General features: G+C 52.7%; 16 protein-coding genes and 1 riboswitch. Of the genes, 6 read left to right on the top strand and 10 right to left on the bottom strand.

Going from position 1 to position 14,792, the window contains the following annotated elements:
- Positions 1–93: 93 nt before the first annotated feature.
- Positions 94–312 carry a DUF3820 family protein gene (locus ACT3TC_RS07295; protein WP_172117222.1) on the top strand — a complete coding sequence of 73 codons (219 nt, stop codon included), beginning with the start codon at positions 94–96 and terminating at the stop codon, positions 310–312.
- Positions 313–314: 2 nt separating this feature from the next.
- Here ACT3TC_RS07295 and ACT3TC_RS07290 read toward each other — a convergent pair whose 3' ends face one another.
- The 5 genes from ACT3TC_RS07290 to ACT3TC_RS07270 form a co-directional block, all read right to left on the bottom strand.
- The gene (locus tag ACT3TC_RS07290; protein WP_172117223.1) at positions 315–656 is read right to left on the bottom strand and encodes a hypothetical protein; all 342 of its coding nucleotides are present in this window, start codon (positions 654–656) and stop codon (positions 315–317) included.
- An 84-nt stretch (positions 657–740) separates the two neighbouring features.
- On the bottom strand, positions 741–1,103 hold the full coding sequence (locus tag ACT3TC_RS07285) for a ribbon-helix-helix domain-containing protein (protein ID WP_193056763.1): 363 nt from the start codon (positions 1,101–1,103) through the stop codon (positions 741–743).
- A gap of 137 nt (positions 1,104–1,240) precedes the next feature.
- The gene (locus ACT3TC_RS07280; RefSeq protein WP_192527830.1) at positions 1,241–1,810 is read right to left on the bottom strand and encodes a DJ-1/PfpI family protein; all 570 of its coding nucleotides are present in this window, start codon (positions 1,808–1,810) and stop codon (positions 1,241–1,243) included.
- Positions 1,811–2,040: 230 nt separating this feature from the next.
- A complete protein-coding gene (locus tag ACT3TC_RS07275; RefSeq protein ID WP_444639620.1) occupies positions 2,041–2,670 on the bottom strand; it encodes an NAD(P)H-binding protein in 630 nt (209 codons plus the stop codon).
- Positions 2,671–2,920: 250 nt separating this feature from the next.
- Positions 2,921–3,535 carry a flavin reductase family protein gene (locus tag ACT3TC_RS07270; RefSeq protein ID WP_444639619.1) on the bottom strand — a complete coding sequence of 205 codons (615 nt, stop codon included), beginning with the start codon at positions 3,533–3,535 and terminating at the stop codon, positions 2,921–2,923.
- 103 nt (positions 3,536–3,638) lie between these two features.
- On the opposite strand from ACT3TC_RS07270, the gene ACT3TC_RS07265 reads away from it, so the two are divergent.
- From ACT3TC_RS07265 to ACT3TC_RS07255, 3 genes are all read left to right on the top strand, one after another.
- Positions 3,639–4,586, top strand: a complete 948-nt coding sequence (locus ACT3TC_RS07265; RefSeq protein ID WP_444639618.1) for a D-2-hydroxyacid dehydrogenase family protein — start codon at positions 3,639–3,641, stop codon at positions 4,584–4,586.
- 71 nt (positions 4,587–4,657) lie between these two features.
- Positions 4,658–5,074 (top strand): alternative ribosome rescue aminoacyl-tRNA hydrolase ArfB, encoded by a 417-nt coding sequence (gene arfB, locus ACT3TC_RS07260; protein ID WP_444628132.1) that lies wholly within the window; start codon positions 4,658–4,660, stop codon positions 5,072–5,074.
- Positions 5,075–5,100: 26 nt separating this feature from the next.
- On the top strand, positions 5,101–5,307 hold the full coding sequence (locus ACT3TC_RS07255; protein WP_444628133.1) for a DUF1289 domain-containing protein: 207 nt from the start codon (positions 5,101–5,103) through the stop codon (positions 5,305–5,307).
- Positions 5,308–5,341: 34 nt separating this feature from the next.
- Here ACT3TC_RS07255 and ACT3TC_RS07250 read toward each other — a convergent pair whose 3' ends face one another.
- The 5 genes from ACT3TC_RS07250 to ACT3TC_RS07230 all read right to left on the bottom strand — a co-directional run bounded on the left by ACT3TC_RS07250 (position 5,342) and on the right by ACT3TC_RS07230 (position 12,259).
- Entirely contained in the window at positions 5,342–6,364 is a 1,023-nt protein-coding gene (locus ACT3TC_RS07250; RefSeq protein WP_444639651.1) for a proline racemase family protein, read from the bottom strand.
- 23 nt (positions 6,365–6,387) lie between these two features.
- On the bottom strand, positions 6,388–7,566 hold the full coding sequence (locus ACT3TC_RS07245) for a zinc-binding dehydrogenase (protein WP_444639617.1): 1,179 nt from the start codon (positions 7,564–7,566) through the stop codon (positions 6,388–6,390).
- Positions 7,567–7,643: 77 nt separating this feature from the next.
- On the bottom strand, positions 7,644–8,612 hold the full coding sequence (corA, locus tag ACT3TC_RS07240; protein WP_444639616.1) for a magnesium/cobalt transporter CorA: 969 nt from the start codon (positions 8,610–8,612) through the stop codon (positions 7,644–7,646).
- Positions 8,609–9,997: a sodium:solute symporter gene (locus ACT3TC_RS07235; RefSeq protein ID WP_444639615.1), complete on the bottom strand. Its 1,389-nt coding sequence runs from the start codon at positions 9,995–9,997 to the stop codon at positions 8,609–8,611. Before ACT3TC_RS07235 ends, corA begins: the two co-directional genes overlap by 4 nt.
- Positions 9,987–10,091, bottom strand: a riboswitch (TPP riboswitch). (Overlaps the previous gene by 11 nt.)
- 668 nt (positions 10,092–10,759) lie before the next feature.
- Positions 10,760–12,259 carry a CoA-acylating methylmalonate-semialdehyde dehydrogenase gene (locus tag ACT3TC_RS07230; protein WP_444639614.1) on the bottom strand — a complete coding sequence of 500 codons (1,500 nt, stop codon included), beginning with the start codon at positions 12,257–12,259 and terminating at the stop codon, positions 10,760–10,762.
- A 227-nt stretch (positions 12,260–12,486) separates the two neighbouring features.
- On the opposite strand from ACT3TC_RS07230, the gene ACT3TC_RS07225 reads away from it, so the two are divergent.
- Both ACT3TC_RS07225 and ACT3TC_RS07220 read left to right on the top strand, forming a co-directional pair.
- Complete coding sequence (locus tag ACT3TC_RS07225) at positions 12,487–12,873, top strand: hypothetical protein (RefSeq protein WP_444639613.1); 387 nt, start codon at positions 12,487–12,489, stop codon at positions 12,871–12,873.
- Positions 12,874–12,984: 111 nt separating this feature from the next.
- Positions 12,985–14,724, top strand: a complete 1,740-nt coding sequence (locus ACT3TC_RS07220; RefSeq protein WP_444639612.1) for a potassium/proton antiporter — start codon at positions 12,985–12,987, stop codon at positions 14,722–14,724.
- The last annotated feature ends 68 nt before the right edge of the window (positions 14,725–14,792 follow it).

Genomic DNA, 14,792 nt, shown 5'->3' with positions numbered 1-14,792 from the left:
GCATCGAGGGGGGTATTGACTTCGACTAAAGTCTAGCAAAATTAGATCTTTTCGGAAACCAATGCGATAGACACGCACAAAGGAAAGTAAGACATGAGACCTGAAGACCTTGAAAAACTGGTAACTCGCACCATGCCGTTTGGCAAACACCAGGGCTGGCTCATTGCCGACTTGCCGGGACCCTACCTTAACTGGTTTGCGCGGGAAGGTTTTCCATCGGGAGAGATTGGCCAACTGCTGCAACTAATGCAGGAAATTGACCATAATGGGTTAAGCGACTTGCTGGAGCCGTTACGAAAGCCGTCCAAGTAAGGTTACGCGTTTGAGCGCGACGCCAATACCTGCTGATATTCATGACGATACGCCTTGGCATGTTGCGTGGCGTCATCGGGGAAGCGCCCCAGCGCTACGGCCAGCTCAAAAAAACCAGCGGCGGGCATATTATCGCCCCGGCGGCTTACCACCAGCGCGGCGATAAACGGCTGATGGGCAGCAGCATCATCGCGCATAAGCTGCTCTAGCGCCTGAGCCACCCGCTGAATAGTACGTGGAGGTGTCAGACCCAACGCCGCAGCCACTTGCTGATAGGTGATCGGTAATGTTTTTTCGGGTGCCGTGGTGAGTAATTGGCGCACGGCAGTCGCAACATCTGTCATAAAAACCCTGTTAATGTCTGTCTCACGTACTGTCTCACGTACTGGCTTTATCGCTACTCACTATCACGCTGAGACGGTCAGTGATTAGTGAACCTGGCGGCGCCTGGAGCGGCCTTCACGCACGAGGATCTCCTCAGCATCCAGCGTCGCAATCGGTATCTCATGCTGAGTGGGAATATCTCCCGTTAGTTGAAGCGCCTGATAGCGTAGCGCACACACGCGTAAAAACGAGGTAAAGTTGCCCAAGTCGTGTCCGGCATCGATAGATTCATGATACAGGCGAGTAATCAGTTGAGCCGTATTCATACCATCACGCGTGGCGATCTCTTCCAAAATGAGCCAGAAGTAGTGCTCCATTCGCACGCTCGTCACCATGCCATCAATACGCAGTGAATGCGTCGCACTGGACCATAATTCAGGATTGGCGTGAATAAAGAGTTTGCACATGGGTGTGATCTCTAAACATTCAGGTAAGCCGTTAGCATAGCGGGAAAATACACTACGCGCCTAATGTCTGCTAGGTGCATGTCTGTTAGGTATGCGCGTAAGCTTTGCTTTGTATGATGATGCTAACGGCCCAGCGCTCACTGGTTTAGCAGTGCCATAAATTGAGCAAGCCAAGCTGGGTGGGCAGGCCAAGCGGGCGCCGTCACCAGATTGCCATCGGTTACCGCCTCACTTACCTCAATGCTGGCGAAATGCCCGCCTGCCAACTCAACTTCTGGCTGGCAAGCCGGGTATGCCGAACACTGCCTGCCTTTGAGCACGTTTGCAGCGGCTAGTAATTGCGCGCCGTGGCAAATCGCAGCAACAGGCTTGTTGGCTTCAAAAAAGTGCCGAACCATCGCCAACACATCCTGATTCAAGCGCAGGTATTCCGGAGCACGCCCGCCGGGCACCACCAGCGCATCATAATCAGCGGGATCAATACGCTCAAAATCGGCATTGAGCGCAAAGCGGTGGCCAGGTTTTTCAGAATAGGTTTGATCACCTTCGAAATCATGAATCGCCGTCGCCACGGTGTCGCCCGATGCCTTGCCAGGGCAAACGGCATCAACCTGATGACCAACAGCCATCAATGCCTGGAAAGGCACCATGGTCTCGTAATCTTCAGTAAAGTCACCGGTAATCATCAGAATGCGCTTGCTGGTCATCTCCGTACTCCTTCTTGTTTTGTCGTTGTGCACACGTTGCATGTGCCCAACAAGCCTAGCAAGCGCGTTTTCGATAGCGGTAGTACGCCATTACTACACTGATTTTTTTATAGCGAAAATACGCGGTCAAACCGGTAAATGCATAATGGCACGCTTCATGTGGCGCTCTTCAAGCCATAATTTGCCAAGGGTAAGGGGAAGCTTAGATCGTTACTATGTGATGCTCAGGCTCAACGCACCAAGTCACTAATACGCTCCTTACCGTTCAAGAGCGTGAACTCCTTGCCTTTCAACGTAGGTGTTTTCACAACGTGCAGCAAGGCATGGGCAACATCTGCCCGGGTAATGGATTGTTCAGGAGATGCCTCCATTGTCCCGGCAAACCCGTGCGTTGCCTTCTCGTTAGTCAAGGGGCCTGGTTTAAGGATGACATGGGGAACCTTGGCAAAACGTAGATGGCTATCCGCTGCAAACTTGGCGGCCATGTAAGGGCGCATCTTTTCGGGTGCTTCAAGCGGATGTTCTGCGCGAATAGCACTCACCATAATATAGCGATCAAGCCCTTTTTCACTGGCGATATCAGCGGCTCTGATAGCACCATAAAGGTCAATTATGAGCGTTTTATCCGGTCCAGTATGCGGGCCTGAGCCAGCAGTAAAAATCACCTGATCGCAATCCTCGAAGGCGTGTTCAAACTCACCCTCAAGATCAGCCACAATGATAGGGATCTGACGCTCGCTGAACCACTCTGCCTGGCTTTCATCCCGGATCATTGCCTTAATCGGCTCCCCAGCCTGTTGGGCGAGTTCACAAAACTGTTTACCAATCTGCCCATTGGCACCTATTACTAATGTGGTCATGTTGCCTCTCTGGTTTACGTATATTCACGGGCTATTCATTAGTTAGTGTAGCCACAACTTGGAGAAATCAAGCCTTGAGCGTAAAACAGCGAACGTGCTTAGAGCACGCTCGCTGAAAGAAAACACTGCAACAGCATTAAGCTAAACGTGTAGGTGTCTTGTGTTGTGGCAACGACAGTGCAGGCCTCATGCACACTCATAAGGTACTGGGCTCGGACCAAACCTGGTAGGCCAAGGCAAAAGCAGCTCCCTAAGCCGGGCGCTCAATAGCAAAGCGATCAGTGGCGCGAGCGTAGTCACTGCCCGCTAGTCGACCAATCGGCTTGAGTAAATCGATATCCACGTGACGGCCATCCCATAAGGTGTCGTCAATATGAATAGAGACTATCTGCGCCAGCACGAGCGTACCTGCCAAAGGCTGGTCACCAAAGCGAATCAGATCATAAAGCTTGCAACCAAAGGCAACTGGGGAGGCAGCAATGCTAGGCACTCTGACACCTGGCATTAGAGTTTTTTCAAGCCCTGCAAGCGTAAACTCATCTTCCTCTCTGGGCAGGCTGGCACTGGTTGTATTCAATGCTTCAATCAGCGCTTCACTGCCAACATGCACTACGCACTCCGGCAACTCCTCTAGATTGCGCAGGGTATCTTTAGGCTGCCCACTGCCATCCAGAAGTGGCGAAAAGGCCAAAACAGGCGGGGTTACACTTGCCACATTGAAAAACGAAAAGGGGGCAAGGTTGTCTTTCCCGCTGACATCCTGCGTGGCCACCCATGCAATCGGGCGAGGGCAGATACTTCCCGAGAGTAGACGGTAAATCATGCCAGCACTTAACGGGGAATCCTCTAATAAATAGTCGCTCATTCGTTGATCCTTGATTGCCTAGCGCGAGAGTAGTATCACCTTATAACAGCACGCTATCGGCGCTGCTTTTTTCGATGATCTTACACTGACCAAGGACCTGCCAATGAATATCGTGATACCTGATGATTACCAGGACTGTGTACGCCATTTGGATGCCTATGCAATGCTCAACGGGCACAACGTAACTATTTATCACGATACGCTGACCGATTTTGAGGCGTTGGTGGCACGGTTTTATCACGCGGATGCGCTTGTGTTAATTCGTGAACGTACCCCTATCACTGCAGCGCTGCTTGAACGCTTACCCAATTTAAAAGTGATTAGCCAAACCGGGGGCGGTGCGGCCCATGTCGACCTAAAAGCGTGTCAGCGCCACGGCGTTACCGTTATGACAGGTAAAGGCTCGCCGCACGCGGCGGCCGAATTAACCTGGGGGCTGGTACTTTGTGGCATGCGCCACCTGCCTGAAGAAGTAGAAAACCTTAAAGCTGGCCGCTGGCAGCGAACCCTGGGCACCGGGCTAAAAGGCCGCACAATGGGGATTTTTGGCTTGGGCAAAATTGGTAGCCTGGTGGCCCGTTACGCACAGGCATTTGAAATGAACGTGCTGGTATGGGGGCGCGAAGGCACCAGAACTCGAGCCATGGACGCCGGGTTAACGGTTGCCGGGAGCCAGCAGGATCTCTTTAAACGTGCCGATGTGCTTAGCCTGCATCTGCGCCTAAACGATGAAACGCGGGGTATTGTGACCGCTGACCATTTGGCCTGCATGAAACCCACAGCGCTTCTGGTAAACACCAGTCGCGCACCGTTAATTGCATCAGGTGCATTAGTCAGCGCCCTCGAAGCAGGCAGGCCTGGACGCGCGGCGGTTGATGTTTTCGATAGCGAGCCGACCTGCGACGATCCTCTGATTACCCTGCCCAACTGCGTGGCGACGCCTCACTTGGGTTATGTCGAAAAAGATAGCTACGAGCTCTACTTTGGTGACGCGTTTGCGAATATCATCGCGTTTAGCAACGATGAGCCGGTCACTAATCTCGCCTCTTAAATCCCGTCGCTGCGACCACCTCTGTGTCAAGTGTGCTAGCCTTATTACTCACCTGTGACACAGAGGACTTGATGCTCACTATTTCCAACCATGTTGCCTTGGCCGACTGGGAAATTGATATTAGCCAAATTCGCGCTCAGGGTGCAGGCGGTCAGAACGTCAACAAAGTAGCGTCAGCGGTACATCTGCGCTTTGATATTTCACGCTCTACCCTACCGCCGTTTTATAAAGAACGTTTGATAGCACTCAATGATCAACGCATCAGTAAAGAGGGTGTGGTGATTATCAAGGCGCAAAGTTATCGCACGCTGGAGCTTAATAAAGAAGATGCCCTTGCTCGCCTGAAAGAATTGATTATCAGCGCGACTCGGCAGCAAAAGGCACGCCGCCCGACAAAACCCACCAAAGGCTCCCAGCGACGTCGCGTTGACCACAAGACCCGCAAAGGAAAAATAAAATCGCTACGTGGTAAAGTTTCCTCTGCGTAAGCGCTATTGAGTCAAGTAAATTGCGCATGACCACCGTTTCCCGACCGCTCTCTCCTTGCATCCAGCACTGCCAGCTAGACACGACAAATACGTGCCAAGGCTGTGGCCGTACGCTGGATGAAATTGCCTATTGGGGCCAAATGACCGAGGCCGAAAAAGCCCCGGTCTGGGAGCGCCTGGAAGCGCAAGGCTATATCGCTATCGCGTTAACCGAGATTAGCCACCCGACGTAACAGAGCAGTGATTAACAGGGTATTGATTAACAGATTAGTGGTTAACAGAGTGGCGGTCGCTCAAAATATGGTGCAGCTCACCGCAAGAAACCAGAGGGTCATCACAGTTGATCACGATATCCGACTGAGCCAGCACATAGCTGCGCCCGGTAATCGTATTTTCAACCACCTGATAGGCGCCTTCCTGATGAGTCCCTGTAAACGTGCCAATAAACCCGGTTTCACGTAGCGAGACCGTTTCCAGTTTACCCCCTATGTTGAGTCGACCTTCGTAGTTCATTAACGCGAGCCTGGCGGAGGTGCCGGTGCCGGTAGTACTGCGACAAATCACACCTGGATGAACGTAGGTTGTTGAACGAGAGCGTACATACCCTTCACCCACTTGCTCTTCGGGGCCCATAAAATGCAGGAAAGGCAGCGGACCTACATCACCCAGCGTGTAGTGGGAAAAGCCACGCTGGGCTTGCAAGGCCTCAACAATTTTATGCGCACAGGCCGAAAGCGCCCGCTCTTCCTCACGAATAAGCTTAAAACCAAGCTCGGCAGCATCCACTAGCGCGTAAAAGCCGCCGCTATAGGCGACAGAGTACGTCACGGTGCCGATACCAGGCACCTGGATGGTATCGCGGTAGGTATCAATGTAGCTGGGTAAGCCTTCACAGGTAACCGACTCGACCACGCCGTTATGCACACGCGCCTCGATATGTACCAGGCCTGCCGGGGCCTCCAACGAAAAATGCTGAATGCCTTCCTGCTTAGGTACAATCCCACACTCAAGCACCGCGGTTGCCGTACACAAGGTATTAGAGCCTGAATAGATCGGGTAGCCCATCACTTCCATAATGATATAACCTGCGGCGGCCTCAGGGTGCGTCGCTGGCACCAGTAAGTCCACCGACATCTCCGGAATACCGTAGGGCTCTTCCAGCAGCAAGCGACGCAAGCCATCGGCATCATCGCGCAGGTACTCCATTTGCTCCCGCACCGTGGCGCCCGGCAGAGCATCAATCCCGCCCGTTACGATTCGGCTGACATCGCCACCCGCATGAGTATCCATTAATTGAAGCGTATGGATCTTTTTCAAAGGCGTTGCTCCTGAGCGTTTGTTAGTGCAAAAGGTGCGCCGTGGGTATCCCACTGCGCATCCGGAACAATGACAATTTTGCCGAGATAATTGCTGCCCCGATTAACAAAATAGCGCTCGGCGTCATGCAGTTCAGAAAGCTTGAACGCCGCATGGAGAACAGGCTTGAGTTCACCACTACGAATCCAGGCGATTAGCTGCTCGGCTTCTTCACGAGTACCGTGAGAAACGCCAAATATCTGCACCTGGTAAAGGTAAATACGCGTCCACATGATCTCACTGAGATTACCGCCGCTGGCCCCTGCTATGGAAAGGCGCGGATAGGATTGGCGGTGCTGCATATCAACAATCATGGTGTCGATAAACAGATCGGTCATCTCGCCGCCGACCAAGTCCATCACCGCATCAATTGGCTTTCCGCCAGTGGCTTCTAAGACGCGGTTAACAAAGGTCGGCAGGTCGCCACGGTCAATGACGGCTTCGGCGCCTAACGCTTGCAGCGCAGCGGCTTTATCAGGCTGGCTGACCGCATAAGGAACGGCACCGATAATACGGCATAGCTGAATGAGCGCGGTGCCTACGCCGCCACTGGCACCGCTTACCAACACGCGCTCGCCAGCCTTGATGTGTGCCGAGGTCATCATATGGTACGCCGTTTGATAGGAGCACATGCCCATCGCGGCTAGCTCAGCATCGCTGAGTTCGGGATTATCAATGGAGTGGAACTGGTCTGCGGGTACCGCAATATACTCAGCGTAGCCGCCATCGGCCCCATGGCCGTAGTAGTCGGGAGTGAGATTGATATCCCGGCGCTCATCCGCATAAATATTGAAATCAAGCAGGCCACGCTGGCCAACCCGCTTAGCATCCACGCCTTCGCCTACCGCTACGATACGCCCGGCTACATCTGCCCCCTGAATACGCGGAAACGTTAAGGTGGGCGTGCCACCCATGGCAAAGGACGTCACGTCGCCTTTCTCCTTGGTGGGATACAGGCCTTCACGCGCTTTACGGTCAGTATTGTTTTTCGCGGTCGCCGTCACTTGGACCAGAACATCACCTGGGCCGGGCAACGGCGTTTTGACGTCTTCACGATAATGCAGTTGTTCGACGCCACCATGCCCGACCAAGAGCATGGCAGCCATCGTAGAAGAAACGGCGGTAGATTCAGGCATTGTCAGGCTCCTTGATACAAAGGAATAAGACTAGCCGACCATAGCAAACTCTTGCTACCCCTTAAAAGCCTGCTGAATTAGAACCAGCCCTTTCGCCTGAACACCCAAATCAGCACGCCACCGATTCCTGCCATCATGCCTAAAATGAAGAAGTAGCCATAGCGATAGTGCAGCTCCGGCATGTAGTCAAAGTTCATCCCGTAGATACCCGCAACAAACGTTAACGGAACAAAAATCGCCGTAATGACCGTTAGAACGCGCATTGTAATGTTCAGTTGATGCGACGAGATTGATATGTAACCGTCTACTAAATCACCGCAAATGTCGTAATACATCTGAGTAAGCGTGTAAAGCCGCTCAAAACGTTCGGCAACATCGTTAATGGCATGCAGCGTTTCACTTTCCTCACGCGGGACGTGCTCATAGTCGTAGACAGTTAACTCTTGGGTAATCCCTTTATGATAATTAAACACGCGCCGCATCTTAACCAGCCGGGAGCGGTACATGGTAATTTTGCGCATTAATACATCGTTGCCATTTTCATGTAGCTCATCTTCTAAATCGCTTAATTCCGCTTCAAATTCAAGCAGGCTATCAATGTAATACCCAGCAGAGATATACATCACCTTGAGCGCCACCTGCTCCGGTGATTTCGCTAATAACGTCTTACCGTGCTCCTTAAAGAGCCGCTCAATGCTCATGGCAACGCCTGGATGTAGCGTCACTAGAAAGCACTCACCAATAAAAAAGCAGACCTGCTGAGGAACAAAGTTTAGCTGGGCGTCAAAAGATGAAATACCGCGGTAAATAATCAGTGCGTGGTTATCAAACTCTTCTATTTTGGGTGGTAAGCGCTCTTTATGGGCATCCTGAATAGCCATGGGGTGACACTCAAATTTACCCAGTAGCCGCTCAGCAGATTCTGCTGATTCCCCCTGCATATCGATCCATATATGACTGCCGGGGGTATTCTGCCATGTGACAAAAAGCTCTTCGTTCCCTTCATGGGTTTCTCCATCAGGAGTAGTCAAAATACTGCGAATCATAACTGTCCTTGGTTCCAGGGGGGTCTTAAATACGCTAACAACACGCTTACCACCGTGGAAGCTAACAACGCACCTAGAAACGGCGCTAGTGTGGGTACACTGTTCGGAAAGCTTGCCGCCATTATCCCTTCGCTTATGCTGGCGTGACTCATCCACCCAGGCAAGGTCGCACCCAATAGACCCGCCATGCCGCCACCGATAGCCGCAAGAGGCGTCATGCGCCGCCACAAGCCCAGCAGCACGGGCACCACGGTTGCAGCGCAGACTAAATCAGCGATTAAAAAAAGACGTAAAACAGACACACCCTGAAGTGCGACAACCACGACAGGCACCATAAGCAAAACGGTCATCCAGCGTGTGAGCGCGATAGAAACGCTTGGCTGTTCACTGCGCGACACGATCAGTGAGGCAATACCGCTTTGTAGCGTATCTACGCTGGACGCCACCAATGTAACGGCAAGCACTAGTGCCGTTATAGCTAGCCAGGGTGGCGCGTTATTGAGCAGTGCAAAAAAAGGCATGGGCGGTTCGCCCAGCGGAACACCGTTCATGGCAGCAAGCATACCCAAACCGCCAATCACCATAACGATCATGACCGTGGCGCCCCCTCCTACCCAAGCCCCGCGGGCCAAACTGTGGTCATCACGTGCCGCCCATACCCGCTGCCAGTAGCCCTGGTGAAACAAGTTCGCTGCGGTAACCGCGATGACAAGCGTTAGTGCCACACTAAGCGCATCAGAAGTGGCGATAGAGGGCCATGCCGCACTGCTCGGCATGGCAGGCAAGTGCCAAAGGGTGACGCTGGAAACCACCACTAACAGTGCAAGCAGCAGCCATGCCTGCCAACGGTCAGTGGCCAGGCTTGCGCGTAGCCCTCCGCTTACCGTGTAAAGCAACGTAGTGAGCGTTACTCCAATAATCACCCAGCTCGACGGAACATCAGAAAGCAGCGAGGTGATCGCTCCAATAGCGGTTAATTCAGCGGCTAAAAAACAGGCCATATACACCACGGAAACCAGCGTTACCCAGTGGCGCACTCCGCGCCCATAGCACGCCTCAGCAAACTCAGCGATGCTCCGCCCCTCAGGGAGAGCCCGGCGTATAGACGGACCATAAAAGCCAAGGACGATAAAAGGCAGTGAGGAGCCAAGGGCATAGCCTGCCAAGGCCAATGGGCCAATAAAAGCGCCAATTTCTGGCGGCGCAAACAAAATCCAGGCGCCCATACCAGATGCAACAAAAGAGAGCCCTAGCGTGGTGCTGGTTTGTGAATTACGAGCGGTTACAAAGTCATCCAATGAGCCTTTACGCCCACGGGCTTTAAGGCCTAAAAATGCAAAGCAACAGAGCGCCGCGCCTAGCACGGCTGACGTTAGGTATGGCATGTCGCACTTCCTCCGCCGGTACTAACCGGTTCAGGTTCCAGGGTCTGCGTCATAGCATTCTCAGCCACGCAACGTGGCTCCCCTGGCGACAGTGAATTGAGAGCGTATCCTGATGTAAAGCGAGCTAACCGTCAAAATGAGCAGCTACTCGCGCCGTATCCTAGCCGCTAAATAGCTAACAGGAAAACGGTTTACTTCTGCTATTCATTCGCTACAACGTTGTCTAGACTAACAAAAGCTGCTGTACACTGAGTCAAAGCATTACAAAATAAAAGTAGCTTACCGCCATTAGTGTTATAAAACATTAGTGTTACAAGCGTCGCACAGGAGAATAAGCGACGCGCTTACAGGAAACCACTATGTCATACACCGAAGTCAAGGAGCATACGCAAGGGCGGCTCAATGTTCTGCTGCGAGCCCAGCGATCTACAGCATGCTGACTACGTTTTAAATACGCCAGATGATGTAAAGCGCGCGGTAAAAGACTTCGACCAGGCCACGAAGCAAAACGCTCCGCTACCCTCTGAAGGCCCTGCCATTTTGGCGATGCCTTTAGCAAATATGATCGCCATGCCAAAGCCGAAGGGCAAGAGGTCACCGACGAAAGAGGCGCCGTCTCTACTCGTATTGCATGAAAGCCAACTTAAGCCGATTGAAAAGCTACTGGAAGAAAGTTTGAGCCTGCTGAATGATTTTTAAGCCTTGAGTACAACAACGTCACTGGCCCCCCGCAAGAGCCAGTGACTGCTTAGTAAGTAAGCGTTAGCTTAATGCAATAGTACTATTGATACCGCTTGAAACGTTTTCAGGCTCAAACCAGCGGGCTGTTACCGTTTTGGTTTGCGTCCAGAAAGCGATCGCCTGTTTGCCATTTGGCCCTAAATCGCCGAGCTTTGAAGCGCGTGAGCCAGTGAAGCTGAAATAGGCAACCGGCACCGGGATTGGAACGTTGATACCCACCTGCCCCACGTCTATATCAGTTTCAAAGCGCCGCGCCACCCAGCCAGAATTCGTGAAGATAGACGTGCCGTTGCCGTTAGGATTAGCATTAATAAACGCAATCGCTTCGTCGAGTGTTTCCACGTTGACAACGCAGAGTACCGGCCCAAATATCTCTTCACGGTAAATGGTCATCTCCGCAGTCACATCGGTAAATAACGTCGGTCCCACAAAATTGCCCTTCGGATAACCGTGTACCTGGCAGTTACGCCCGTCAAGCAATAGCGTTGCGCCCTCCTTTTCACCGGTCTCGATAAGACCTAACACCCGCTCCTTGGCGGCAGGCGATACCAGCGGCCCTAAATCGGCATCCTGTTGAGTGCCAGGCCCCACTTTCATCTGGCCTGCAGCATCCACAATATCATCAATCCATTGTCGCGCCTCACCGACCAGCACCACGACCGAATTAGCCATACAGCGCTGGCCTGCGGCGCCAAATGCTGAGCCCAGCAGATTGTTGATGGCTTGGCTGCGATTTGCGTCGGGCATAACCACACAGTGGTTCTTCGCCCCCATCATCGCCTGCATACGCTTACCCGCATCTGCCGCCCGCTTGTAAAGCAATGAGCCGACGTGGGTTGAGCCAATAAACGATAGCGCTTTAATCGTTGGGTGATCGACAATCTGGTTGGCAACCTCAGGACCGCCGTGCACCACGTTCAACACCCCAGCTGGCACACCGGCTTCATGGGCGAGCTCCACCAAGCGCATGGTCGAGCTGGGATCCTGCTCAGAAGGCTTCAACACAAAGGTGTTGCCTGTCGCGATGGCCAGCGGAAACATGAAACAGGGCAGCATGATCGGGAAGTTAAAGGCCGTAATACCGGCCCCTACGCCTAGCGGCTGATGTAGCGTATAAACATCGACGTCGCTTGCCGCGTTCTCGGCCACCTCTCCTAGCTGGAGCGAGGTAATCGAGCAGGCGTGTTCGACCACCTCCAGACCTCGCCCTACTTCACCTTTGGCATCTGGCAACGTTTTGCCATGCTCTTCGGTGATTAAGGCGGCTAGTTCATCGGTGTTGTCACGAATCAGTGCCTGCAACGCCAGCATAATACGCATGCGCTTTCCAAGCGGTACCTTGCGCCACTCTCTAAACGCATGATGGGCGCTTGCAATCGCATGCTCTACTTCTTCTGCCGTGCAAAAAGGCACCCGGGCAACCACCTTTTGGGTCGCTGGATTAACCACATCACGCCACTCCTGGCTTTGAGATAGGACGGCTTGACCATCAATGATCATGGGAATTTCGCGAACGGCCATTACGCTTGCTCCTGATTATGATTGTGTTTGTAACAGAGGCAGTCTCTATAGCTGCCCCAGGGCCAAGAATAGGGTATATCAGCAAGTTAACGTAAACGTCAACTAACGGTTAGTGACAATCCCGATTAGCGATACAAGACGCCAAAGACAGTGCAAACGCATGTTTAACCGCTTGACCTCCCCTCCCAATAAGGGATGATAATACGGCGCACCCAGGAGATGTCTCTTTGCCTCAGCAATACATGCCCACCGCTATGACGTCTCTCCGGCTCGGCCAAGTGGGCCTCTGGAGCTTGGCGCTATTGCTGTGGTGCGCCGCTCCTCACGAGGCGATGCCGCGGGCTGCTGAGCCAGTTCATCACTCAACCCTGGAAGACCACGCCAAGCCGCTGATCGTGCTGGCTAACCCACTTAATCGCCTTAGCCTGGACCATGACAAGCGACGCCAAAACCCGGTAGTAATTCAAAATGATACCGGGGTGGCTCTGCCCGCCCATGAAAGATGGCCTGGTATTGCGCCTGCCGTTTATCACTGCGTATTGAATACCCTTGGCTCATCGACCCCAGGCTTACCAGGCGGCCTTCCTCCCTGCAGAGCACCACCCTACGCTTAACAAATAACGACGGTTAACAGAGGCGCGTAACGCCTCTTTGCCACGGACATGACACCAGGCATTTATTATTAAAAGGTCTGGCCATATCAAGTTATTTCAGGAATCGTGCGTATGTTTCTGGTGGACCAACTTATTTTACTAGCAGCCATCCTGCTACTGGTCGGCATTATTTCAAGCAAGCTGTCTGCTCGCTTGGGTATGCCGGTACTCGTACTGTTTTTAGGAACCGGTATGCTTGCGGGGGAAGCAGGCATTGGCGGTATCGACTTTAATAATCCTGGTTTGGCACACGCGCTGGGCACGTTGGCACTGGCAATGATTCTGTTCGATGGCGGCTTACAAACGCCCCTCGCCTCAATCCGCCTGGTGTGGAAGCCAGCCTCGCTATTGGCCACGCTCGGCGTTTTGATCACCTCAATGATTACCGGGGTTGCTGCTGCTTATATTCTAAAGCTCCCCCTGTTGGATGGTTTATTACTCGGCGCCATCGTCGGCTCCACCGACGCCGCTGCGGTTTTCTCATTACTGCGTAATGCTGGCATCCATATTAATCAACGACTCAAGTCTACGCTTGAAATTGAAAGCGCATCCAACGACCCGATGGCGATTTTCTTAACCATTGGATTACTTGAAGTACTGGTTAACGATATGCCCCTTGGAGTGGGCCTGTTAAAACTCTTTATCCTGCAAATCGGGGTAGGTGGCGCCGTCGGCTTGCTGGTCGGCTGGGCAGCCGTTCAACTTATTAACCGTATTCATCTGGTCACATCGGGCCTTTATCCCGTTCTGGTTGCGGCATGTGGGCTCTTCGCCTTTGGCGTTGCTGCGAACCTTGGAGGCAGTGGCTTCCTGGCGATTTTTATTGCAGGCGTCATGATCGGCAATCGCCCGATTGCCTTTCAGCGCAGCACGTTTTTGTTTCATGACGGATTAGCGTGGATGAGTCAGATCGTCATGTTCGTGGTGCTTGGGCTGCTGATTAATCCTGTTTCCCTACTGGATGTATGGCTGGAAGGCCTGATGATTGCGGCTATATTAACCTTGGTGGCTCGCCCACTCGCCGTCACTCCCATTCTAAAAATGTTCGGTTTTACGAACCGCGAAACCGGGCTGGTTGCCTGGGTAGGCCTGCGTGGATCAGTGCCCATTATTTTGGCTATTTTCCCACTGATTTTCGGCCTGGAAGGCGCTGAACTTATCTTCAACGTGGTGTTCTTCGTGGTATTAATTTCTGCCACTATTCAAGGCACTACGCTGCCTTACTTGGCGCGTAAACTGAAACTTACCGAACCACCGCCTGTTGTGCCTGCCGCCAGCCTGGAGATTACTTCATTGGAGGATGTTGACGCCGACATTGTGGAGTATCGGCTAGGCGATTTTACTCGTGCAGCCAACCGTCGTTTATCGCAACTCGCACTGCCTGACGGCACAGTGGTGGCCATGATCACCCGTGGCAAAGACGTTATCCCACCGCGAGGATCCACTCAATTACAGCCAGGCGATCACTTGTTTGTCGTGCTGCGTTCACAGGTTCTGCCGTTTGTTGACTGTATTTTTGCGGAGGGAGCCACGGTCGACAACTACCAACTCCCCAATCAAATATTGCATCTGAAAGGCAACACCAACGTTGACGAAGTATTTAACTCCTATGGCATTACGCTAGACCGTGATATGCACTGCACATTAGACGCGCTTCTGCGTGAGCGATTGACGGACGAACCGCGCATAGGTGACTCAATAACGTTGGAAAACGTGACCCTCTCCGTTCAAGGCGTACTTGATGGGCGCATTACCACGGTAGGTTTGGCCATCAGTCAGCCAGAACTCACTGTAGAGCAACACCCCGCCTGACACCCATACGTAAAGGCCACCCGCTATTAACGGGTGGCCTTTAGAAATACCTCAACGTGCTGCAAAAA

Source organism: Halomonas sp. AOP27-A1-41, assembly GCF_052378605.1.
Taxonomy (GTDB): domain Bacteria; phylum Pseudomonadota; class Gammaproteobacteria; order Pseudomonadales; family Halomonadaceae; genus Vreelandella; species Vreelandella citrativorans.
The sequence above is the reverse complement of the archived record's forward strand: the minus strand, read 5'-3'. Positions and strand labels throughout refer to the sequence as shown.